We start from the raw sequence: 23,318 nt of genomic DNA, 5'->3' as shown, positions 1-23,318 counted from the left end.
GAACTCATCATGGCTGCTGTATTGTTAAATTTTTTCTCCTCTTGCCAATCCGTTTTGCGTCTGGCTGCATTATGCGGGGCTGCCGTTTTGTGCATGCCACCGCTGCAAGCTGAAATCAGCGATCTGGACGGTGATGGTATTGCCGATCACCTGGATACCGATCGCGATGGCGACGGTATCTCCAACTTCCTTGAAAAAGCAGCCGGTACGGATCCGGATAAGGCTGATCGGTTGGATTCTGATGAGGATGGTATTCCGGATGCTCTGGATGATGATGCGGATAACGATGGCGTCAATAATACTCGTGATGATTTTCCGACGGACGCCAGTGAGTGGCTGGACACGGATGGCGATGGCATTGGCGATAACAGCGATCGTGATATCGATGGTGATGGTATTCGTAATGATCTGGAAGAGCAGCTCAGCTTTGATCCAAAAGATAATAGTGAGACCCCCAAAGACAGCGATGGTGATGGTTGGCCGGATTTGTTGGATGATGACATGGATAACGACGGGTATCTCAACAACGAGGATGATTTCCCGTTAAACGATCAGGAGTGGTCTGACTTTGATGGTGATGGTATCGGCGATAACAGCGATGACGACTGGGACGGTGATCGCATCAGCAACGATATCGAAAATGAAGTCGGCACAGACCCACGCGATAAAAGCTCAGTTCCCGCCGATCAGGACCGGGATGGCACTCCTGATATTCTTGATGACGACCGCGATGGCGATGGTGTTGCTAATGCCGATGATCTCTATCCGGATAATGGCGGGGATTGGGCTGATACTGACCAGGACGGCATCCCGGATAACCGTGATACCGATGCCGACGGTGATGGTATTCCTAATGTCTTTGAACTGCACATGGGAACCGATCCATTAAAACCAGACAGCACACCCAATGACAGTGATGGTGATTCTTTGCCTGATGTCTTTGATACGGATCGGGATGGCGATGGTTATGCCAATAACCTGGATGCTTTCCCAGACGATAGCACAGAGTGGTTAGACACCGATGCTGATGGTATTGGCAATAATGCTGATGCCGACCGTGATAATGATGGCTTCAGCAATGAGAGTGAATTCAAAGCGGGTACGGATGAGCTCGACCGGCTCAGTCATCCGGCCGACCTGGATCGTGACGGTATTGCGGATGTCGATGATGAAGATATCGATGGAGATAGCTACCTGAACGAACAGGATGCGTTCCCGCGTAATCCTACCGAGTGGTTGGATACCGACGGTGATGGTATTGGTAACAACTCTGATTCGGATCAGGATGGCGATGGTATTGCCAATAGTTATGAGAAAACCCTCGGCTTTAACCCGTTAGATGCGACTAATAAACCGGCTGACCTGGATAGTGATGGTATCCCGGATGCGCTGGACAGCGACCTCGACGGGGACACGATTGGTAATGCCATTGATCATTTCCCCAGAGATGCCAGTGAATGGAATGACCTTGATAACGATGGCATTGGTGATAACCGAGATGAAGACCGCGATGGTGACGGTATCAGCAATGACTATGAAGTCCGTGCGGCAACCAATCCGGCAGATGCCAGCTCTGTTCCTGCAGACTTAGATGGCGACCGTATTCCGGATGTATTTGATGAGGATATCGACGGTGACGGCTATCCGAATGCAGAAGATGCTTTTGTCCGTGATGCCAGTGAATGGTTTGACCTGGATAATGACGGTTTGGGTAATAACAGCGACCCGGACGGTGATGGCGATGGCATTTTAAATCAACACGAGGTCACGTTAGGGTTTGATCCTTTTGATGCGACCTCGATGCCGCCTGATCAGGATCAGGACTCGATTCCCGATGCGTTGGATGCAGATATCGATGGTGATCAGGTGAAAAACTCAGACGATGCCTTCCCTGAGGATAAGAATGAGTGGGCTGACCTGGATGGCGATAGCATAGGCGATAACTCCGATCCAGATATTGATGGTGATGGCATTGCGAATCACTATGAAACCCAGCTTGAAACCGATCCATTAAACCCAGCTTCTGTACCTGCCGACCTGGATAAGGATGGCATTCCCGATGCGCTCGATAGTGATCGTGATGGCGATAATCATGAGAACAGTGCCGATGCCTTCCCGGATGATCATCGGGAATGGGGTGATCTCGACAATGATGGTGTTGGTGATAACTCAGACCCGGACAGGGATGGGGACGGCTACAATAATACAGTGGAAATCAGTCGTGAAACGGATGATTGGTCAGCCGAGAGTTTTCCGGATGATGTGGCTCCGGTGTTGGATTTTATTCAGTGGGATTCCGCTCAAGCGCGATTAACCGGTATGGCCTTTGATGATGGTATGGGGTTGCAGGCGGTTTGGTTAGAGCACAGCTCTGGCGCACGTTGTGAAGGACGCATTATCTACACGGGTCATTTGCAGATTGTTTGCCCACAAGCGAAAGAAAATGCGGGTTGGCGGGTGATTGCGCAGGACAAACAAGGCAATCGGGCTGAGGTTGAGCTGTAGGTTAAGATTTTACATTCTGAGATCGTAAAAAAGCGCTAAGACCTATAAAATTTGTGGCTTTCCACCTGGTCAGTTTTTTTATGTCTTTGAATTGTATTTTCTGCGATAAACTCGTGTTTGGTTCGACCGGCCTGACCGTGCCCAAAAAAGGGCCGGCTCATCATCATTGTTATCAGGCCGATGCGGCACTGCGCAGAACGTTTCAGACGCTGGACATTACCGAGCTGAATGACGATGAGCTACGAGACCTGAAAGATCTGGTGCTGACCGAGGAAAACGATCGTGCCCGCCGTCGTAACGGCGGTGCCGAAGATAGTGCCGATGTAGAGCTGTTTTAGGCCAGACCTGTTTTAATCCGGAAAGTGCTCACGAATCGCTGCAATCTCATCGATATGCGCAATCAAAATTTCGACCAACTGTGGGTCAAAATGCTTGCCGGATTCTGAGGTGATCAGCTTCACAATCTTTTCAACCGGCCAGGCTTCTTTGTAGCAGCGTTTGCTGCCCAACGCGTCAAACACATCGGCCAGCGCAGTAATTCTCCCGGCAATATGAATGTTTTCACCGCTCAGTCCTTCCGGGTAGCCATTGCCGTCCCAACGCTCATGGTGTTGTTTGGCAATAATGGCTCCTAGTTGCAGAACACGACGATCGGACTTAGATAATAAATCATGACCGATTGTGGCGTGACTTTTCATGATCAGCCATTCATCGGGTTCATGCTTGCCGGGTTTGTTCAGAATATGATCCGGGATCGCCACTTTTCCGACATCGTGCAGTGGTGACGCCATTTTAATGAGTTCTGATTCTTTGGCTGAAAGGCCATAAGCCAGCGCCAGAAACTCGGAGATTTTAGCCACCCGTTTAACATGTGCGCCGGTCTCTTGTGAGCGTTGTTCGACTGCTTCACCTAACATGTAAACCAGTTCATTCTGGGTTTCGACAATATCCTCACGCATTAGCAGATTTTCGTATGTGATAGTGACATTGGTGGCATAAATTTCCAGCAACTGTTTATCCAGCTCTGAAGGCTCTTTGTGATACTGCACATACAGTAGATTTTCACTGCCTCGTTCTGATGCAAAATAGCCAACGTAATGTTTGTCATAATATTGACTGGAGCGAGACTTCATCGCTTTTTCAAACACACCACGTATATGTGACGGCATGTTGTCAAAGGAATCGACGTCGGAAAATGCCTGCATATCTCCGGTCGCTGCCAGCACCCGAAAGCGCTTTTGAGAGAGTTGTAAATCATCCGGTTGGTCGGTGTTTGAGCAATATAAGGCCGTTTGCTCAAGCCCTAACAGGTTAGTCACTTGACCCAGAACTGCCGAGGCAAAATGAGAAATTTCGCCAGCACTAAACACCTCTGCTGAGGCTTTGATCACTCTTTCAAGGCCGCGGCGATGTTCATCCAGGATGCAAATATCCCGATAGCTGCGCAGTGTGGCATACATCAGGGTATTGAGTTTGGTGGTGGTTAATTCCGTCTTATCTTTGTAGTCATTGATATCGTAGGTGCGAATGACTTCTTGTTCCGGCGCCTGACCGGGTTGGCCCGTGCGCAAAACAATGCGGGTGTAGCGGTTTTTTAATTCTTCACGAATGTAGCGTGCCACGTTAAGCCCTGCGTGATCTTCTTCCATCACTACATCGAGCAAAGCCACCGCAATATCATCATTTTGCTGCATGATTTCACGGGCTTCTTCGCCGGTGTAGGCACTGATGAGCTCAACCCGTCGTCCATCAAACTGAAATCCGGTAAGCACCATGCGGGTAATGCGGTGTACGTCCGGTTCATCGTCGGCGATTAAAACTCGCCAACTACGAGTATCTTCTGAACCAGGCATGCTTGCGTCGGTATGACCTGAGTGGTCGTTGGCGAAAAGCAGATCGTTGGGCATATTCTATTCTCGAAAATCGGCGACATGGGAAGTGTCGCACCATAAAAGATACTTCAATAGTTCAGTATAGCCACTTATGAAGTATTCACGAGAACAGTGCCATCGCTATTGCTTCAGCGAGTACCAAACACCACCATGGTTTTGCCTTTAACTGAAACCAGCCCCTGTTCTTCCAGCTCTTTCAGTACCCGTCCGACCATTTCACGAGAACAACCGACAATGCGGCCAATTTCCTGGCGGGTAATTTTGATCTGCATACCGTCCGGGTGGGTCATGGCATCCGGTTCACGGCTCAATTCCAGTAAAGTACGGGCAACCCGGCCAGTGACATCAAGAAACGCCAGGTCACCGGCTTTGCGTGTTGTTCTGGTCAGGCGCTCAGCCATCTGACGGAAAATACGGAAAATCAGTTGTGAGTCGTGCTTGCTGAGTTCACGGAATTTGTCGTAACTGATTTCAGCGACCTCGCACTCAGTTTTGGATTTTACCCAGGCGGTGCGTTCTTTTTGTTCTTCATCAAACAAGCCCATCTCGCCGAAGAAATCGCCTTCGTTGAGATAAGCCATGATCATTTCACGGCCGTCACTGTCTTCAATAAAGACAGTGACGGAACCTTTTATCAGATAGTACAAGGTGTCGCTTTCTTCTCCGGCATAAATCAGGGTACTGCGGGCCGGGTAGCGACGGCGGTGACAATGAGATAAAAAGTCTTCCAGATGCTGGTGTTTCGAAATTAATGGAGGAAGGCTCATAAGCGGTGTCCGGTGTCGAATGTTTGTCGAGTGTCGTATCAGGTGTAGCGTCAGGGGGTAACCCTATAAATAATAATTGATTATAGGGCCAACTGGCCGATTGCCCAAAGCCTATCTGATAACTGTTGTCAATATTGCGACAGCTGTATCTAAATAGGCTGAACTCGTCCTTTTTTACTTCTACGCTCAAGAGCCCTTATGGTAATCTCCGCGCTCTTGGCGGTCGGAAAAGTCCGGCTTACAACACTGCACTGGAGAGTTCTGATGAAAGCAACCGTGAAATGGGTTGATAACGCAATGTTTCTGGGAGAGTCCGGAAGTGGTCATGCGGTCGTGATGGATGGCCCGGAAGATCATGGTGGTCGCAACATGGGTGTCCGTCCGATGGAAATGTTGTTGTTAGGCCTGGGTGGTTGCACCAGCTTTGATGTGATGAGCATCCTGACAAAACAACGTCAGAAAGTGGTGGATTGTGTCGCGGATATTGAAGCAGAGCGAGCCGATGCCGTTCCCAGCGTTTTTACTAAAATTCATGTGAACTTCACCGTCACCGGTCATAACCTCAAAGAGTCTCTGGTGGAACGTGCTGTGGCATTGTCTGCGGAGAAATATTGTTCGGCATCCATCATGCTGGAGCAGGGTGGTGTTGAAATCACTCACAGTTTTAACGTGGTAGAAGCAGAATAATCTGCGTTTAAAGAGGACACGCTATTGAACAACAAGTTGCGTCTGCACGGTTTCAATAACCTGACAAAATCCCTGAGCTTTAATATTTACGACATCTGTTACACCCAGACTGAAAAAGAGCGCCAGGAATACATTGAGTATATTGATGAGCTGTACAGTGCAGACCGCCTGACTAAAATCCTGACCGATGTGGTTGATATTATTGGTGCCAATGTACTGAATATCGCCCGTCAGGACTATGAGCCGGAAGGGGCCAGTGTCACCATTCTGATTGCTGAGCATGAAGTCCCGCCCAATGATGAGCTGATGGAAGAAACGCCTGGGCCGTTAAAAGAAGCTCAGGCGCCACTCAAAGATTCAGTTGTAGCGCATCTGGATAAAAGCCATGTGACGGTACACACCTACCCTGAAAGTCACCCGCATGGCGGTATCAGTACTTTCCGTGTTGATATTGATGTGTCTACGTGTGGTCTGATCTCACCACTGAAAGCATTGAACTACCTGATTCACAGTTTTGACTCTGACATTGTGACCTGTGATTACCGTGTGCGTGGTTTCACCCGTGACGTCGACGGTGTGAAACATTATATCGATCACGATATTAATTCGATTCAGAATTACCTCAGTGAAGATACTCAAAACGCTTATCAGATGATTGATGTGAATGTGTATCAGGAAAATACCTTCCACACTAAAATGCTGCTGAAAGATTTCGAACTGGATAACTATCTGTTTGGCGAAGGTGCCAAAGGCCTGAGCGTTGACGAGCGTCAGCAGGTCGAAGAAAAGGTCCGTAAAGAAATGCTGGAAATTTTCTATTCCCGAAATATGCCGTAGCCCACGGTTCTCTTATGAACTTAAGAAAAGCGCAGGTTAAGCCGCTGGTCTGGTATCTGATGCTGGTGCAGGCATTATCAATGAGTGCCGCCCCGTTAATGGTGATGGTGGGCGGCTTAATCGGTAAACAGCTGCATCCTCAACCTGGGTTTGCCACTTTACCGGTGGCTCTGATGATTATTGGTACTGCTGCCAGTGCACTACCGGCGGCAAAACTTGCTTATCGCTGGGGCCGAAGGCTCTTATTTCTCATTGCTCATTGCCTGGGTATCAGTGCTTCCGTGCTAGCCGCGTATGCTGTGGTCACCGCTGATTTCTGGTTGTTCTGTCTGGCATCTCTGGGTTTTGGTGTTGTGATTGCGGTTGTGCATCAGTTTCGTTTTGTGGCGATGGATTCTGTCGATGATGCTGACAAACCTGTGGTTGCCGCCCGTCTGTTATTAGCAGGGCTGGTGTCTGCTTTTTTAGGGCCAGAGCTCACTTCACTGAGTGTATTCTGGCCGCAGTCCGGCTTTGCCGCTGCTTTTATCGGGCTGGCCGGGTTGTACGGTATTAGTTTCCTGTTGCTATTTTTCACCTTACCGCGGCTCAACGTCTCCGCTGTTGCGGAGGCTTCTGATGCCAGAAGCTACACCGAATTATTTCAGCAACCGGCGTTGTGGCTGGCGATTGCCGCCGCAGCCGGTGGCTATGGTGTGATGGCTTATGTGATGACTGCCACACCACTGAGTATGACGGTATTGTTTGATCACGATGTCAGTGAGGCAAAGTGGGTGATTCAGAGCCATATTGCCGCGATGTTTCTGCCCTCGCTGATTTCCGGACAGCTGGTTCGCTGGTTGGGTGTTTGGCGAATGGTTTTTCTGGGTGTCGTGATTTACGCGGCGACCATCATGGTTGCCTGGTGGGATCAGAGCCTGATTCATTATTGGTTTGGCCTGGTGATGCTGGGCTTGGGATGGAACCTGCTGTTTGTTGCCGGCACCGCGCTGTTGCCCAGATGTTATCTACCACATGAAGCCAGTCATGTGCAGGGGATTAACGATATGTTGGTGTTTACGTTTCAGGCGATTGGCGCGTTGGCATCCGGGGTCGTATTGCTGTTACTTGGATGGCATGGATTGTTACTCAGCAGTTTGCCGGTGCTGATTCTGTTGGCAATGTTATTGTGGCGTATACCGGCATCATCTCTGCACGATTGATCTTACTGAAACTTCAGAAATCCAATGCAACACTCAAGCGCCATAGGGTGTCGGGCGTGATAGTGAACTCTCTGCCCGGTGAGCGGTATTGCTCTTCACTGGCTAATATCTGCGATGCTGTCAGGCTGGCTTGCCAGTGCTGGGTACGATAATTCAGATATAAATCCAGGGTATGCCCCGGAGATCGAGTCTGTATCGCATCCTGCTGTCGGACATTATTCAGCCGTTCTTCACTGTCTCCCTGATAGCGCCATTGGGCTCCGCCACGCCATGCCTGGATGTGCTTATCAATGCTGGCTTGTAAGCGGTAGTCTGGCTGGTTGCTTAAGCGTTGACTTTGGTTGTTGTTCGTTGCGCGCAAATAAGAACGATAAAAACCCGCGGAAGCTTTCAGGCTAAGGTCGGGTGATAACGACAGGCCGCCACTGAGTTCGCCTCCTTGCTGGATGGCGCTGACATCACTATTTTGTGGCTCAATGATGGTCAGGGTTTCATCGTCGATGATTTCCTCACGCTCGGTGTCGATAATGGCGTTGGTGATACTGCGATGAAACAGTCGGATGCGGGTAAAACGATGGGCATTGCGTGTGTGCTGATATTCATACCTGAGATCAATGGCACTGACGACTTCGATATCCAGATCGGTATTGCCCTGAAAAACGAATTCATCGAATCGATAGCGATAAAGGCTGCGCTGAGCAAAATCCGGATGGCGTGCACTCTGACTACCGCTCAGACCAATCCGGGTTTCATCATCATAGCGATACATCAGATGCAGGTTGGGTAGCCAGACGGTATTGCCGCTGATTTCCTGCTCACCAATCAGCTGGTCACGTTGTTCTAACTCGTGGGTTTCCATACGAAAACCGGCTTCAAAATGCAGCTTCTGGGTGACGCTCCAGCGGTCCAGTGCATACGCATGCAGGCTGAGTTGTTTCGCTTTAATCTGATGGGCAGAGGCTGTTGAGGAAGCCGGCGAGGTTGATAATGAATCAATCTGATAATCACTGGAGAGGAGATTTATGCCGGCTTTCCAATGATGTTCATCGATCTTTTCCGCCAGACTGGCACCTATTTGTAACCGCTGTTCCCGGTGGTCGAGCTCCGCTTCAAGTGATTGTGGTCGTTGGGGCTGTGATTGCTGGAGTTGTGGCTGCTGGCTGGCATCAAACTGCTCAGCCAATAACTGCAACTGCCAGCGGATGTTATTGCTCTGATCCTGATATAAACCGTTGGCGGATGTATTCAGACGCCAGGTGTCAGAATCAGTCTTGCTTGTTAAAAATGACGTAACACTATCTTCAGATGACCGCTGTTGTTCATCGTTATGCAAATACAGCAGGCGACTGTTGAATCGTATTGGCTGGCTGGTTGGGTTTTGGTAACTCAACGACACTGTATGCGATTGATCTTCCGCAATGCTGTCCTGTTGCTGATTATTTTCTTCAATTGAAAAACGATGCTGTTGCTGTTGCTGACGCAGGTCGGCTATCACATTGAGCTGTCCCCAGCCGGGTGTAACGCTTTTCAGCAGTGAGGCCGAATAGTTAACAGGCTCTCCAGCCACACTCGCTGCAACCTGGGATTGTTCGGTATTACTGTGTTTCAGGGTAATATTGATAATGCCCGCAGCGCCGCCGTGCGCATCCAGATCGGCAACACTGTTAGGAATGATCTCGATGGTATCAATCAGGCTGGCAGGAATCTGAGACAACGAGCGGTTATTATTTTCGCCATTGCCCGCAAGTGGGTAGCCATCAATTAACACCGCCAGATAGCTTCGATCCATACCATGGAGCTGAACCTGTAATGATCCATCCGGCTGCCGCTGCACGCTGGTATCGGGCACCCGCAGTAACATATCCAGTGCCGTTTGAGGTTGCCAGTGAGAGAAATAGTCCTGTTGGTAAATTTGGTATTCATAAGCCGTATCTGGGGAAATACGATAAGTTTCCCCGTGGCTAAACGCTGCAACCAGCATGGATAGCAGGGTCAAACAGAACATCCGTGTCAGCATGTTAGAAGCCTATTTTTTTGCATGCGACAAGCAGATGATTTTAAAGCCTTCTTGTTGGGCCAATACTTCACAACTGGCAAAGTATTGTTGGCCCCACTCTTCATAAGACAGGTGGCGGTTGGCGACAATCCAGAGTTGCCCATCGGTAACCAGGTGCTGTTTCGCTTGTTGGAACAGGGATTGTGCAAAGCGGTAATCCGTATCTTTGCCTTGATGGAAGGGTGGGTTGCTGATGATGAAATCAAAACGACCGTCGATATCGTGCAGGCCATCGCTGGCAATCACGTCAGCTTTGATACCCATCCGCATTGCGTTGAGCTCTGCGCTGCGCAGTGCAAACGCATCAACATCCCCCAGTGTCAGCTCTAATGCCGGTTGTTGTTGCTTCAGGCTCAGGCCAATCACGCCGGAACCACAGCCCAGATCTAACACTTTGCCATGGGCTGGGGCAGGGAGGTGTTCCAGTAATACACGAGTGCCAACGTCCAGTTTGCCATGGCAAAACACACCGGGGAGCGTCAGGTAATTCTGTTGCTGATGAGCAAAGGATTCGGCTTTTTTCAGCCAGTTCATCGGCGCTTGTGGTATCAGCGTCAGTTGCCAAAGCGAACAGCGACGTGCACTGTCGATTTTGTCACTGTGGCTGGCGAGTTCTGAACAGGCTTTGCCGATGCTTTTACCACCAGCATCATTGGCGGCAACAGCATAGATGGATTCGATCTGGGTCTGCGACGCAATCAGTTCGATCAGATTTAACGCCTGTGTTTTCGCTTTGGGCCAAAACAAGATAATTTGCTTGGGCTGCAGCGTCTGAATCTGATTTTGTGGCATGGCGAAGTGTTTATGATCTTCATCCAGCATTGTGTATTGCTGAAATGTTTGCCAGTCCCAGGTCAGGATATGGCTACCCGACTGTTGTACTTGTTGTTGCCATTCGGGTGGTAACTCTGCGCCGTTACCAATGATCAGAGTGTTATCCAATAATTGTGGGTGCCGTTGTAGCAGTTCATAAGCAGCCAGGCTCATGCTTGGAATCCTTTTAATAAATCGCGGATGTTCATCGCCCCTTGTTGGACATCATCCCCGCTAGGAATTAACCCCGCTGATCGCAGTTTATCCGTGTCCTGAGCGTCATGATTACAGGCGAAAACGGGCTTTCCGGTTTCGACCGCCAGGCTATGCAATTGGTTCAGTTGGCCACTTTCCAGCGCTCTGGGAACCTGAACCACAGCGGCTTGCCACTGCTGTTGATGAATCACTTCACTGATTTGAGCCGGTGTCATCAGACCATTAAAATAAATCGGACGCATACCCATTTGTTTGATGAGTACTGCCATCAGCAGCAGTGGGACTTCATCTTGTTGACTGAAGTTCACCACAGCAACAGCCGGGCAATCTTCCAATACTGCGTTGTTATCAGACTGGTAAAGACGTAACGCTAGCCTGGCTTGTAAAAATGCGGAATAAAAGCGCAGTCTTGCCTGGCCGAGGTCGGCACGGATATTGTCTTTTAATTGTTTGTAGATCGGTACCAGCAAAAAACGTAGCGCAATATCAATGGGAAAGAATTGCGCGATTTCGTCAAAGGTTTCACATAACGCTTTTTCATCAAATTGCTGCAGCGCGTGATTAATGGTCTGGCGATAATGTTGCCATTGTGAGGTCTGATCGCCGCTGGCCACCCGGCTTGGCTGTGCCGGACTGTCACCTTCCTGATCAATCATCGCTTGTGCCTGAGAGATTGGGATGCCGCGATTGAGCAGGGAAACCACTTGTTTTATCAGGCGAATATCGGCTTCGCTGTACAGGCGATGACCTTTGGCCGTTCTTTTGGGCGTGAGCAAGCCGTAACGACGTTCCCAGGCCCGCAGGGTAATGGCATTAACACCGGTTTCACTGGAAACCACTCGGATCGGGTAATAAGCGGCCTGATTATCAGAACTGGAGCTTGCCATGTGGGAATCTTTCTCTGTTTGTGTACTGCAAGTGATTTTATAAGCAGTTATACACAATGTAAAAATTTTGATGCGTGAGTTATACGAAAGCCACCGCCGGGACTTTCACCTAAGACGCAGTCGTAGTAAATTGATCCTCAGTTTATCAGGAAGGCCTGATGCGCGATAAATGATGCCAGCGGAGGAAGCATGGTTAGCGATGAGTCGGCTCCAATCGACCTGGAGTTATTAAAAAAGGCAATTGATGCCTCTAATGACGGGATCGTGATTGCCGAGCGTGAAGGGGATGACAACATCCTGATTTACGCCAACAAAGCGTTCGAGCAATTATCCGGCTATCAGCAGGATGAAATCCTGTTTCAGGATTGCCGCTTTTTACAGGCCGGTGACCGCGACCAGGAAGGTCTGACAAAGATTAAGGTGGCGCTTGAGAACAATGAAGCCTGCCGGGTGGTGCTGAGAAACTATCGTAAAGATGGTAGTCAGTTCTGGAATGAGCTGAGTATATCGCCTGTCTTTAATGATCAGGATCAGTTGATGTATTACATCGGTGTGCAAAAAGATGTCACGCGTCAGGTGGAAGCCGAAGCACGCGCTCAGGCGGCAGAAGAAGAGTTGGAAAAACTGAGAAGACAACTAAGCAACGCATAACCGCTGTTATCAGCTCAATGTAAAGCCATTAACGTTAAAGCCAGCAATCAAACGTCAGTCTTGATCATACGAATAAAAAAAGGAGCCATGTTGAAGCTCCTTTTTTTGTACCTGCCGGAATCAACCGGCGGAAAACACTTATTTAGCGTCTTCGTAAGCTTTAGCAGAATCGATGATCATCTGACGAGCGTCGTCAGCATTGCCCCAGCCCTGAACCTTAACCCACTTGCCTTTTTCCAGATCTTTGTAGTTCTCGAAGAAGTGTTTGATCTGCTCGCGCAGCAGTTCAGGAACATCGTTAACGTCCTGTACGTCGTTGTACAGCTGAGTCAGTTTCTCGTGAGGAACGGCAACCAGCTTGGCGTCTTCACCGGCTTCGTCTTCCATGTTCAGAACACCAACCGGGCGAGCACGGATCACAGAACCTGGTTGTACCGGGTAAGGCGTAATAACCAGTACGTCCAGTGGGTCGCCATCGTCGGCCAGAGTATCGTTGATGTAGCCGTAGTTCGCCGGGTAGAACATAGGGGTCGCCATGAAGCGGTCAACCATCAGACAATCCATATCTTTATCGATTTCGTATTTGATTGGTGAGTGATTCGCAGGAATCTCAATCACAACATAAACATCGTTTGGCAGATCTTTGCCAGCTGAAATCGCGTTATAGCTCATAGTTTTTTCCAGTCTTGTGTGTGAAGGTATTTTGATCGGGCGATTATAGCGACTTGCAGCTTGCTCTGACAGCCTGCCGTAAGTATAAAAGCCGGGTTTAATCACTAGTCTTAAAGTATTAGACTGCAAAAACCTTTCTACTCATCCACTTTGTATTGACTAGACTGATTCCATACGTTGTTCAGCTGATGGGCGTTTTCATGCGTAATAAGAAAGTCAGAGATCATCTGACCTGTCCGGCCAAGCCGGTTTATGTTCGATTGGGGGCTTTGTTAACCACCGCTTTATGGGCCTTTTGCCCGGTGGCTCTGGCTGATTTTGACAACGAATTTCATGATGCGTTTCTGCAGGAAAATGAGATTCCGGTGGTGTTGACCGCGACACGTCTCAAGCAACCGCGTGCTGAAGTCCCGGCCAGTGTCACGGTGATTTCCGCCGCTGAGATTGAGGCCTGGGGAGTCCGTACAATCCCCGAGCTGATGCGTTTTGTTCCAGGTATGTTTATTGGTCACGGTGATGATGAAAATAATGCGTCGGTGATTTATCACGCTTCGACACCTAACATCATGCGTCGTTTGCAGGTATTGATTGACGGTCGATCGGTATACCGTGCCTCGATAGCGTCGGTCACCTGGGATGATATCCCGGTGGCGTTGGAAGATATTGCCCGGATTGAAGTCACCCGCGGGCCGAATGCCGCGACCTATGGCGCCAATTCATTTATGGGCGTAATCAATATTATCAGTAAGCACCCGGATGAAACGCTGGGGGCACGTGTTCGCTATCGAAACGGTTCAGAGGGTTACGATGATTCGTTTGTCAGCTATTCGGGTATCCATCAAGACACCAGTTATCGTGTTACTGCACAAATTAATGCTGATAACGGCTTTGACGGCAATGAAGATAATGGACGCGACGAATGGCGAGACGCGCGTCGCCATGGTTTTGTGAATACATTTATTAGCAAGCAGCTGGATGACCACAACCATCTGGACTTTCAGGCTTCTTACAAAAAAGGCCACACCGATATTCGCCAGGATTCGTTTGATACCAGCTTCCCTGATCAGAAAACCGAGCAGGGGCATCTTTGGGGAAAGTGGTTAACCGAGTTTAATGAAACTCACTCCTCACACTTGCAAGCCTATTGGCAAATTGACCAACGCCAACAAGAAGCGGATGCCTGTGTACCAACCATCGCACTGGACCCGGATCTATTTCAGTTATATCGGCTTAACCCTGATCTGGCCTATGGTTTGTTATCCGGCACATCTGTGGCCGATTTAGCCGCAGCGGCATCGCCTCAGGAAGCAGCATTGTTGACCAGTACACTGGCACGGATAGGCGATGCTGATCCGACGGCAGAGGTATGCGGTTACACCAATCGCGCTGTGGATGAGCAACGCTTTGATATCGAATGGCAAGACACCGTACAGTGGTCTCCTGCGTTACGAACGGTATCAGGTGTTAGTTTCCGTCGTGACCAGGTTAACTCAGAAACACTGTTTGATGGTCAGGTTAAAAATGATACCTACCGTTTGTTTGCCAACGCCGAATGGCGTGTCGTTGATTGGCTGGTCATGAATGCAGGTGGTATGTACGAAATTGAAGAGCATAACGATAATGCCTTTTCTCCCCGTATTGCTGCCAATGTACTGTTGACGCCACAACAAAGTATTCGAGCCGTGTATTCACAGGCCGTGCGTTCACCAGATTTGGTTGAGCAGATTCCTGACTATCGGATCACTATTAAAAATCTGAGTGATAATTATCTGGGCGCGGATGAAGCTCCGGTATTTGTTAATCAGGCTGATCTGGAGCGGGATTTAGATCACGAAAAAATCACCAGTATTGAATTAGGTTATTACGGTGCCATTAATCACTGGCAATGGGACCTGAAAGTTTATCGTGACGCTTTAACTCAGCTGATATCCAATCCGATTGCATTGAATACCACGGTACTTACTTCCGATAGTGAAATGGATATTGATGGCGCTGAGCTACAGTTACGCTGGCAAGCAACTAAGCGTGATTGGTTCAGAGTGGTTGCTGCTTATGTGAACCCGGTGTACGAGGCCGGAGATACCGAAGGTTTAACGGAACGTGAAATCTCTTCTCTTAACCGCATTGAGTTGAGAGCCAGTGCCCGAGACAGTGTAGTTGCCAGTTGGCATCATCAGGGCAATCGCTGGAGCTTTACCGGTTCTCACTTTTGGTATGATCAATACGGCGATACCACCAACCGTAGCCTGCGTCGTTATCGTCGTTATGAAATTAACCTGCGCAAAGAATTTTCCCTGGCCGGAACAGAGCCTTGGGTTGGTGTTTTCTGGCATCACATTATTGACCAGAACCCACTGGTTTACTCCAATCAGCAATACGAAAATGACGACCTTTATTATGTTCAGCTTGGGCTGAATTTTTAAAGCCGCTTTTTGAAGGTAATTAAGGGAGCCGTTATGTTCAGCATGGATGCCTGGTTGCGACGTTGGCAGACAAAAAAAAGGCGAAGGCTGGTGATAACTGTCATAGTGTCTGTTACCTCCTTGATTCAGCCATCGTTTGGTTATGCTGAAGAGATTGCCATCATCAGCCATAAAGCTGTTAAGTCGGTACAGAACCTGGCAGATCTCACTGCAGAAAAAACGGGCTTCAAGATTGACTCCCTGGTATATGCGCCCGACATGAGCTTGCAAGGGTATCAGGCCGTTGTATTGGCGGGTGCACCGGTTGTGCAGCGTTGGCAGCGACGTGATCTTCCTGCGATCGCTGTTTTTGTCAGTCGTGATGTGGCTGAAAATGCGGCTGAATATCTGAGCTCAGCTATTTATATTGAACCACCGCTATCGCGACAATTATCACTGGCCGAACAAATACTGGGTCGTGACAGTGATTTGGGAGTGCTGTTATCCAAAAAACATTCATCGGATTTATCTCAGCTTCAGCACTCAACTGATCGTCGTTCGGTAATAACGCCCTATTTCATCGAAGATTACACCGACCTTAATCGCGCGCTATCGGATTTATTAAAAAATAATGATGCCTTGGTTGGAGTCTATGAGCCAGAACTGTTCAGTTCCGCTAATATTAAAAATATTCTGATCACGGCGTATCGCCAGAATAAGCCGTTAATTGGTCCATCCAGTTCCTATATTAAAGCCGGTGCATTGGCATCAACATTCAGTGATCTTAATGATATTGCGCAACGCCTGAGCGAAGTTTTACTGCAGGGCTTGAACTCAGCAAAAGAAACGTCTGAAGTCATACGGCCTTCGGCCTGGCCTGAGCCAGGTTATAACCCATACTTTCATGTGCGTTATAACAAACAGGTAGGCCGTTCACTGAATCTGACATTACCGGATGAGAAGGCGTTAACACAAAAGCTGATTTCGATGGAGGTTACTCCATGAAATTTCATGAATGGTCTATCCGCAAGCGGCTTATTCTTGTCGCAGCTTTGCCAACGATCGCGGCAGTATTAATGTTGTCTTTGTTTCATATGTCTGAGCGCTGGCAGGATGTTCGTCATAGCCGCGATAATATGGCGGATGTATTGCTTGAGAACCTTGCGGCTGCAGCTGAATATCCGGTTATTTCTGGCAATTACCAACTGTTAAAGCCTCTGGTTAATTCTGTTTTACAGCAGCCCGATATTGTTTCTGTCACCATTCTGGGAGCTGATAACAAGGAACTATTAAAGGTTCTTGATGAGCATTATGAGCAGCTAGATTCAAAGGATATTTTTGTCCGGGAGTTTGCCATAACACGAGAACTTCAGACGCTGGATGAATACTCAGAATTTTCAGATATAACCGATTCAGAAAAAAAGACGGAATATCTGGCTACCATTGAGTTAGGGATGTCAGAGGCCTTTTCCCGGGAGAGGGAGGTGTCTATTGTTTGGCAATCTGCTGTTGTTGGTTTGCTGGTGGTATTGGCGGGGCTGATTATTGCTCATTTAACCGCCTTTGATATTGTTTCGTCGTTAAAGTCATTGGCGGTCTTTTTTACCGGGCTGGCTGATGGTCGATTGACTGAACGTATGCCTGTTGATAACGGTGCTGAGCTTGGGCAACTTCAGTTAAATGCCAATTTACTGGCCGCATCGTTGCAACGAGCTGACCGGGAACAGCAGGAATTTACCGCAAGGTTGCTGGACGAACAGCAAAAAACTCAATTGGCCAATCAGGCTAAAACCGACTTTCTGGCGATGATGAGCCATGAATTTCGTACTCCCTTGAATGGTGCAATGGGAGCGCTGCAACTGCTTGAATCCGGAAGCGATGCATCCGCTTTTCAGGATTATAAAAACATGGCGGATCAATCTTTGTCGCACCTGTCTCAGTTGCTCGAAGATGTATTGGTGGTCGCTGATATCGAAAAAAATAAATTGTCGGTCAGCGCGGTCGCTCATCACCTGCAGCAAGCATTAAAAGAATTGATGTCTTCGTTTGCGACGGTAGCGATGAAACGCAGTCTTTCGCTGGTGGTTAATTATGATGAAGCTACTAAAAAAACACCCATATGCACAGATGCAGCCCTGGTTCGCCAGGTATTGAGACACTTAATTGATAATGCCATTAAATTTACCAATGATGGGTTTATTCTCGTCGATATCCGACTGTCACAAACCGAGGCGGGTACAACCAATTTGGTGATTAACGTCACGGATACCGGTATCGGAATACCAGATCATCAGAAAGACAGTGTATTAGCGGCATTTTCTCAGGTGAGCTCTTCATTTAGTCGTAAGTATGATGGTATGGGACTTGGCCTGACCATTACTCATCATATCTCCACCATGCTCGATGGCTCATTAACACTTAAAGATAACCCGGGCGGTGGAACCATCGTTTCTGTGGAGTTCCCAGTGACTGTGATGCCTGCGGAGGTTTTATCGGAAGCGGAGGCGTCGCTACGTCCGTTCCGGGTGTTAGTCGTCGAAGACAATCCGGTTAATTTAAAAGTGGCCGAAAAAATTCTGCAGAAAAGTTTCGCCCGTATCGTAATCGATTCCGTCAGTAGCGGTGAGGCGTGTTTGCAGAAAGTGGAAAAGCATCATTTTGATATGGTACTGATGGACTGCCATATGCCAGGCCAGGACGGTTTTGATACGACCCGGCGTATACGCGATGCTGGTTTGGCTATTCCTGTTATTGCCTGTACCGCTAATACAACGGATCAGATTCGCTATCGTTGTCTCGAAGCAGGTATGAACGACTTTATTGCCAAGCCACTGAAGATAGAGACACTGAGACAAGTGTTACCCCTCTGGCTGTAGCGGGGTAAACCAAATGCCTTGCTCATGAAAAGACTGACTTCCAGCAGCAAAGATCTGAATAGTGTTAACAGGCCCTAGCTGAAGAAGGTATTTAATGAATTCTGATAGGTTTGTTGCAACACTTGTTCAACCGTTACCTCTTTCACTTCTGCGATTTTTTCGGCAATAAAAGGCAGGTATTTCGGCGCATTTTCATTACCCCGATACGGTACGGGCGTAAGATAAGGCGCGTCGGTTTCCAGTAATAAATTCTCGAGTGGCGTTTGGGCAACGACTTCCCGCACATTATCGGCTTTATTAAAGGTAACAATGCCGTTGATACCTAAACAAAAGCCCAGGTCAACGGCAATGCTGGCTAACTCCAAACCCGACGTGAAACTATGCACGACCCCTTTTTTAGGCATTTTCGGCGCATATTCCTGCAGAATGTTAATGGTGTCGTCATCGGCTTCGCGGGTGTGAATCACGACCGGTAATTCACAGTCAATCGCGAGTTGCAGTTGACGTTTGAATACTTGTTTTTGCACTTCGCGATCACAGTGATCATAAAAATAGTCCAGGCCAATCTCACCAACCGCCACGACCTTGGGATTAATGGCATGAGTTTGAATATAAGCGTCGGCTGACTCATCAAATGAAGCGGCTTCATGTGGGTGAACACCAAGAGTGGCGTACACATCGTCAAATTGCTCCGCCAGGCCAAGCGCTGTGGGCATATTATCTGGCTGAACCGCAATCGTCATAAAGCGCTCAACACCAATATCACGCGCCGCAGCCAGAATAGCTTCCGGGTTTTCTTCTTTCAGGTAATCGAGATGAAAGTGCGTTTCAATGATAGGTAACTGATATTGGGGAATATCACGGCGCTTTTTTTTGCTCATAAGATCGTTGAAGGTGTCGTTTCAGAGGTTGAGGGTGCTGTTTGGATGTGGTGTAGAGGGAGTATATCACAGGCTCAGGACACAAAAGCGCAGCCTGTGATATCTGGTGATGATTTAATCGTTGTGGTACTGGTCGGCTTTTTTGCCACTGACTTCGGCATAGATGGCTTTGATTTTTTCCATATCCGCTTCAATTTCACCCGTAGTTGTATAGGTGCCTTTGATACCACCACGTTTGTTTTTGTAATCCAGAAAGCCCATCAGAATCGGTACACCAGCACCGTGTGCAATGTGGTAGAAACCAGTTTTCCAGTAGGTCACTTTGGAACGTGTGCCTTCCGGCGGCACAATCAAGAAGAGCTGTTCGTTCTCGTTGATGGCATCAATGGACGCCTGAACCATATTGTTCGCTTTAGAGCGATCAACCGGGATACCTCCCATCCACATCATCAGACGTTTAAATGGTGGTTTAAATATTTGCTCTTTGCCCATCCAGTAGATTCTTGCGCGCAGTTTAAACGCGACAAACAACATGAATGGCAGATCCCAGTTACTGGTGTGAGGGGCGGCAATCATGACGCATTTCTTCAGGTCTTTGGGAATTTCCCCTTCGGTTTTCCATCCCAATAACTTGAGTGTAACCACTGAAAACCAACGCAGGATCGTTTTCAGAATAGGGGTGTCGAACATGGTGGAGTGCATGACTACCTCTGGTAATAACATCTTAGAGGCGCGGATGATACTCTGAGCGTATGACAACACAAAGCCTTGTGTTGCATGATTATGCTGTTATGTCACGTTATGGTCAGAAAACTGCAGTTTATTTTCTTTTTGTCATGATAGTTGTTCTTATTTTTCACTACTCTTTCTTCATTATTTTGCGGAGCGCTTTTGATTATGCCGATACTTCATGCTCAGACTCCTTCATCGCTAACCCGGCAGGAGGGAAGCATTTGCCTGGTCGTTCCGTCGGAGTTTGGTGACATCGTGGTACGGGGTGATGAACAGGTCATTCGTAGCTTGCGCTTTCAGCCTGGGCAGGTGAATCAAAACATTGAGAAAGCGTTGTGGGTTGATGACTGTCGACAACAGTTAAGCCGTTATTGCGCCGGAGAAACCGTCGTGTTCGACTTACCCATCAAGCCCTTGGGTACGGTATTTCAGCAAGCGGTTTGGCGAGCGTTACAAAATATATCTTATGGTCAGCTCAGCAGTTATCAGCAACTGGCCGATGCGCTTGGTAACCCTGGCTCCGTGCGCGCAGTTGCCAGTGCCAATGCCCGTAATCCAATCAGTCTGATTATTCCCTGTCATCGGGTGATTGGTTCTGACCGGGCATTACGGGGGTATGCCGGTGGCATTGAAATCAAAGCCAGGTTATTGCAGTTAGAAGGGCATACCATTAACGGTGAAACGCCCTCTAAAACAAGTAAGGTGAACGAACCCTATCAGCAAGCTTTATTTGCTTAATGACTGATCATCCAGGGGCGCATGCCGGGAAACATTTTGTTGCCTTCGGCGGTATACATCAGATTGCTTCTGCGCTTCTCTCCATTGCTGCCATGACTGCCGTTATGCCCACAGCCACAATGTGAGCCGTGAGGGGGTTTTTGTTGATACGCTTGGCGCTGTCGGCGTTCTTCTTCGCGTTCATAAAACTGTTGGCTGGTCATTACGTCAGGGGATTCACGTGCTTTTTCATTGCGTTCAACGGCCTGTTGTGTTGCTTTAAGCACTTTGGCAATTTCCGGGGGAACCACAATCACCCTGGCTGATAAGGTCTGACATTGCGGGCAGTGAGTGGGTTGGTCGTGTTCGCTCATGGGTGCCAGTTCCTGAAAGACACCGTGTTTCGGGCATTTGTATTCGTATAAAGGCATGAGCCATTCTCCGTTAATAAGAGCAGGTAATTCAGTTCCGGGACTGGCGGCATCTCACTGCGTACACAAGATGCCGCCAGGGTTGCGGAGCTGTCGCTACGATTAGGTGTTAATGATCAGGTATTGATATCCGGTGCCTTGGGAATATCAACCGAACCATCCAGATGTTTAACCGGACCGGAAGCGGATGGCTGAACATCAAACTCAAAGATATCGGTGGGCAACCATAAGGTGGCACAGGAGTTCGGGATATCCACCACCCCACTGATATGCCCCTGAATCGGGGCACAGCCAATGATGGCGTAACCCTGAGCTTCGCTGTAGCCAAAGTTGGTCAGATATTTGATGGCATTGAGGCAGGCCTGACGGTAGGCAACACTGGTATCGAGGTAATGCTGCTTGCCGTCTTCATCCACAGAAATACCTTCGAAGATCAGGTAGTCATCATATTTCGGAACCATTGGACTGGGTTTAAAAATCGGATTTTTGATCTGATATTTGGCCATGCCATCTTTAATCAGATTAACCCGCATATGAATCCAACCTGCCATTTCAATGGCACCGCAGAAGGTAATTTCGCCATCCCCCTGGCTGAAGTGCAAATCACCTACCGATAATCCGGCGCCATCAACATAAACCGGAAAATACACTTTGGCACCGCGGGTTAAATCCTTAATGTCGCAGTTACCGCCATGCTCACGTGGCGGTACGGTACGCGCTCCTTCGGCAGCGGCATTATTACGCTCATCACCCTTTAAACGGCCCATGTGTGCTGTTTCTGCATAGGGCAGGGTTGCCAGTGCAGGGACACGATCCGGTTCGGTATCGTACAGTTCTTTTTCACGGCTGTTCCAGGTGTCGAGCATTTTCCGGTCGGGTAAACATCCAATTAACCCCGGGTGTAAAATACCGGCAAATTCAACGCCGGGCACATGGCGGGATTTGGTGTACATACCATTAAAATCCCAAATAGACTTTTGTGCTTCCGGAAAGTGTTCGGTTAAAAAACCACCGCCATTCTGTTTTGAAAAGAAGCCGTTAAATCCCCATTGCTGTTCAGCAAAAGCACCAATATCAAGAATATCCACTTCTAACAAATCGCCGGGTTCTGCACCTTCTACCTCAATTGGGCCGGATAAAAAATGCACCTGGCTTAAGTCGACATCACGTACATCAGATGCATCATCGTTGTTCTCAATTTGTCCACCTGTCCAGTCAAAACATTCAACAATAAAATCATCGCCGGGTTTAACCTTAGCGACCATCGGAATATCCGGGTGCCAACGGTTATGAACATTATCATGTTCATAAGCAGACTTATTGAGATCAATTTTGATAATAGTATCAGCCATGGCTTACTCCTTTCCGGCAACATGCCGGGTGTGTTAATAATGTTTAAACGGATAAATATTTGGTGATCATTTCCTGATCGGCTTCTTCAACCGGAACATCCAGTACGATGTTGCCTTTCTCTATCACCAGGATTCGGTCTGCCATATCCAGTGCAAAACTCAGAACCTGTTCAGAAACGATGATGGTGAGGTCGCGTTGTGTGCGTATCTGTTTCAGCGTGCGCGCCATTTCTTTGATGATGGAGGGTTGGATGCCCTCGGTGGGTTCGTCGAGCAATAACACGCTGGGGTTACTGGCTAATGCACGGGCAATGGCCAGTTGTTGTTGTTGTCCGCCTGAGAGATTTCCACCACGGCGTTGTTTCATTTCATCCAATACCGGAAACAAGCTGTACAGGTCGCTGGGGATCCGGGTTTCTCCGGTACTGGTCAGGCCAGTTTCAATATTTTCAGATACCGTCATGGTGGAAAAAATCATACGCCCCTGTGGCACAAAGCCGATGCCCGCGCTGACACGTTCATGACTTTTTAACGGTGAAATCGATTTACCATCTAATGTGATCTCGCCGGACTTTGATGGGATCATGCCAATTAATGACTTCATTAATGTCGTTTTACCCATGCCGTTACGGCCTAAAATCGCAACAATTTCTTTCGGTTTTACGGTTAAATTAAGGTTGCTGATAATGTCACTTTGGCCATAGGCAACCCCATAATTGGATAGCTCAAACATACTGTTCTC

Annotated in this window: 21 protein-coding genes; 10 read left to right on the top strand and 11 right to left on the bottom strand. The window is 48.4% G+C overall.

The features are described 5' to 3' along the window. Nucleotides 1–9 precede the first annotated feature (9 nt). Together KFF03_RS13215 and KFF03_RS13210 are read left to right on the top strand one after the other, a co-directional pair. Nucleotides 10–2,505 carry a thrombospondin type 3 repeat-containing protein gene (locus KFF03_RS13215; protein ID WP_255857395.1) on the top strand — a complete coding sequence of 832 codons (2,496 nt, stop codon included), beginning with the start codon at nucleotides 10–12 and terminating at the stop codon, nucleotides 2,503–2,505. Between the two features lie 80 nt (nucleotides 2,506–2,585). Then, nucleotides 2,586–2,843: a DUF2175 domain-containing protein gene (locus tag KFF03_RS13210; RefSeq protein ID WP_255857394.1), complete on the top strand. Its 258-nt coding sequence runs from the start codon at nucleotides 2,586–2,588 to the stop codon at nucleotides 2,841–2,843. Between the two features lie 12 nt (nucleotides 2,844–2,855). On the opposite strand, the gene KFF03_RS13205 is transcribed toward KFF03_RS13210, so the two are convergent. Both KFF03_RS13205 and crp read right to left on the bottom strand, forming a co-directional pair. Beyond that, nucleotides 2,856–4,412: a response regulator gene (locus KFF03_RS13205; protein WP_255857393.1), complete on the bottom strand. Its 1,557-nt coding sequence runs from the start codon at nucleotides 4,410–4,412 to the stop codon at nucleotides 2,856–2,858. 113 nt (nucleotides 4,413–4,525) lie between these two features. After that, nucleotides 4,526–5,164 (bottom strand): cAMP-activated global transcriptional regulator CRP, encoded by a 639-nt coding sequence (gene crp / locus KFF03_RS13200; protein WP_255857392.1) that lies wholly within the window; start codon nucleotides 5,162–5,164, stop codon nucleotides 4,526–4,528. A gap of 264 nt (nucleotides 5,165–5,428) precedes the next feature. Here crp and KFF03_RS13195 point away from each other — a divergent pair, with 264 nt between their 5' ends. The 3 genes from KFF03_RS13195 to KFF03_RS13185 are packed head-to-tail and all read left to right on the top strand — an operon-like array spanning nucleotide 5,429 to nucleotide 7,890. After that, nucleotides 5,429–5,851, top strand: coding sequence for an OsmC family protein (locus KFF03_RS13195; RefSeq protein ID WP_255857391.1), 423 nt, complete (start codon nucleotides 5,429–5,431; stop codon nucleotides 5,849–5,851). 24 nt (nucleotides 5,852–5,875) lie between these two features. Continuing rightward, on the top strand, nucleotides 5,876–6,688 hold the full coding sequence (gene speD, locus KFF03_RS13190) for an adenosylmethionine decarboxylase (protein WP_255857390.1): 813 nt from the start codon (nucleotides 5,876–5,878) through the stop codon (nucleotides 6,686–6,688). A 14-nt stretch (nucleotides 6,689–6,702) separates the two neighbouring features. Next, the gene (locus KFF03_RS13185; protein WP_255857389.1) at nucleotides 6,703–7,890 is read left to right on the top strand and encodes an MFS transporter; all 1,188 of its coding nucleotides are present in this window, start codon (nucleotides 6,703–6,705) and stop codon (nucleotides 7,888–7,890) included. A gap of 13 nt (nucleotides 7,891–7,903) precedes the next feature. On the opposite strand, the gene KFF03_RS13180 is transcribed toward KFF03_RS13185, so the two are convergent. The 3 genes from KFF03_RS13180 to KFF03_RS13170 are packed head-to-tail and all read right to left on the bottom strand — an operon-like array spanning nucleotide 7,904 to nucleotide 11,862. Then, nucleotides 7,904–9,886 (bottom strand): TonB-dependent siderophore receptor, encoded by a 1,983-nt coding sequence (locus KFF03_RS13180; RefSeq protein WP_255857388.1) that lies wholly within the window; start codon nucleotides 9,884–9,886, stop codon nucleotides 7,904–7,906. A gap of 30 nt (nucleotides 9,887–9,916) precedes the next feature. Beyond that, nucleotides 9,917–10,933 carry a class I SAM-dependent methyltransferase gene (locus KFF03_RS13175; RefSeq protein WP_255857387.1) on the bottom strand — a complete coding sequence of 339 codons (1,017 nt, stop codon included), beginning with the start codon at nucleotides 10,931–10,933 and terminating at the stop codon, nucleotides 9,917–9,919. Then, nucleotides 10,930–11,862, bottom strand: a complete 933-nt coding sequence (locus KFF03_RS13170; protein ID WP_255857386.1) for a MerR family transcriptional regulator — start codon at nucleotides 11,860–11,862, stop codon at nucleotides 10,930–10,932. Before KFF03_RS13170 ends, KFF03_RS13175 begins: the two co-directional genes overlap by 4 nt. 189 nt (nucleotides 11,863–12,051) lie before the next feature. Here KFF03_RS13170 and KFF03_RS13165 point away from each other — a divergent pair, with 189 nt between their 5' ends. After that, nucleotides 12,052–12,513, top strand: coding sequence for a PAS domain-containing protein (locus tag KFF03_RS13165; RefSeq protein ID WP_255857385.1), 462 nt, complete (start codon nucleotides 12,052–12,054; stop codon nucleotides 12,511–12,513). Nucleotides 12,514–12,651: 138 nt separating this feature from the next. Here the strand turns inward: KFF03_RS13165 and ppa are convergent, their stop codons facing one another. Continuing rightward, entirely contained in the window at nucleotides 12,652–13,185 is a 534-nt protein-coding gene (gene ppa / locus KFF03_RS13160) for an inorganic diphosphatase (RefSeq protein WP_255857384.1), read from the bottom strand. A gap of 200 nt (nucleotides 13,186–13,385) precedes the next feature. On the opposite strand from ppa, the gene KFF03_RS13155 reads away from it, so the two are divergent. The 3 genes from KFF03_RS13155 to KFF03_RS13145 all read left to right on the top strand — a co-directional run bounded on the left by KFF03_RS13155 (nucleotide 13,386) and on the right by KFF03_RS13145 (nucleotide 18,463). Next, nucleotides 13,386–15,608 carry a TonB-dependent siderophore receptor gene (locus tag KFF03_RS13155; RefSeq protein WP_255857383.1) on the top strand — a complete coding sequence of 741 codons (2,223 nt, stop codon included), beginning with the start codon at nucleotides 13,386–13,388 and terminating at the stop codon, nucleotides 15,606–15,608. A gap of 105 nt (nucleotides 15,609–15,713) precedes the next feature. Continuing rightward, entirely contained in the window at nucleotides 15,714–16,592 is an 879-nt protein-coding gene (locus KFF03_RS13150; protein ID WP_255857382.1) for a hypothetical protein, read from the top strand. Next, entirely contained in the window at nucleotides 16,589–18,463 is a 1,875-nt protein-coding gene (locus KFF03_RS13145) for a response regulator (protein ID WP_255857381.1), read from the top strand. Before KFF03_RS13150 ends, KFF03_RS13145 begins: the two co-directional genes overlap by 4 nt. Before the next feature lie 74 nt (nucleotides 18,464–18,537). On the opposite strand, the gene KFF03_RS13140 is transcribed toward KFF03_RS13145, so the two are convergent. Together KFF03_RS13140 and KFF03_RS13135 are read right to left on the bottom strand one after the other, a co-directional pair. Further along, a complete protein-coding gene (locus KFF03_RS13140) occupies nucleotides 18,538–19,344 on the bottom strand; it encodes a TatD family hydrolase (protein ID WP_255857380.1) in 807 nt (268 codons plus the stop codon). Between the two features lie 114 nt (nucleotides 19,345–19,458). Next, on the bottom strand, nucleotides 19,459–20,046 hold the full coding sequence (locus tag KFF03_RS13135) for a lysophospholipid acyltransferase family protein (RefSeq protein WP_255857379.1): 588 nt from the start codon (nucleotides 20,044–20,046) through the stop codon (nucleotides 19,459–19,461). 195 nt (nucleotides 20,047–20,241) lie between these two features. Between KFF03_RS13135 and KFF03_RS13130 the strand changes: the two genes are divergently transcribed. Further along, nucleotides 20,242–20,814, top strand: coding sequence for a methylated-DNA--[protein]-cysteine S-methyltransferase (locus KFF03_RS13130; RefSeq protein WP_255857378.1), 573 nt, complete (start codon nucleotides 20,242–20,244; stop codon nucleotides 20,812–20,814). Here KFF03_RS13130 and KFF03_RS13125 read toward each other — a convergent pair. The 3 genes from KFF03_RS13125 to urtE all read right to left on the bottom strand — a co-directional run bounded on the left by KFF03_RS13125 (nucleotide 20,811) and on the right by urtE (nucleotide 23,309). Continuing rightward, complete coding sequence (locus tag KFF03_RS13125; RefSeq protein WP_255857377.1) at nucleotides 20,811–21,224, bottom strand: zinc ribbon domain-containing protein; 414 nt, start codon at nucleotides 21,222–21,224, stop codon at nucleotides 20,811–20,813. The two genes, KFF03_RS13130 and KFF03_RS13125, sit on opposite strands and share 4 nt — an antisense overlap. 116 nt (nucleotides 21,225–21,340) lie before the next feature. After that, the gene (gene fmdA, locus KFF03_RS13120; protein ID WP_255857376.1) at nucleotides 21,341–22,576 is read right to left on the bottom strand and encodes a formamidase; all 1,236 of its coding nucleotides are present in this window, start codon (nucleotides 22,574–22,576) and stop codon (nucleotides 21,341–21,343) included. A gap of 43 nt (nucleotides 22,577–22,619) precedes the next feature. Beyond that, a complete protein-coding gene (gene urtE, locus KFF03_RS13115) occupies nucleotides 22,620–23,309 on the bottom strand; it encodes an urea ABC transporter ATP-binding subunit UrtE (protein ID WP_255857375.1) in 690 nt (229 codons plus the stop codon). Nucleotides 23,310–23,318: the final 9 nt, after the last annotated feature.

Origin of the sequence: Bacterioplanoides sp. SCSIO 12839, assembly GCF_024397975.1 — a bacterium.
In the GTDB taxonomy this organism is placed as follows: Bacteria; Pseudomonadota; Gammaproteobacteria; order Pseudomonadales; family Oceanobacteraceae; genus Bacterioplanoides.
The sequence above is the reverse complement of the archived record's forward strand: the minus strand, read 5'-3'. Positions and strand labels throughout refer to the sequence as shown.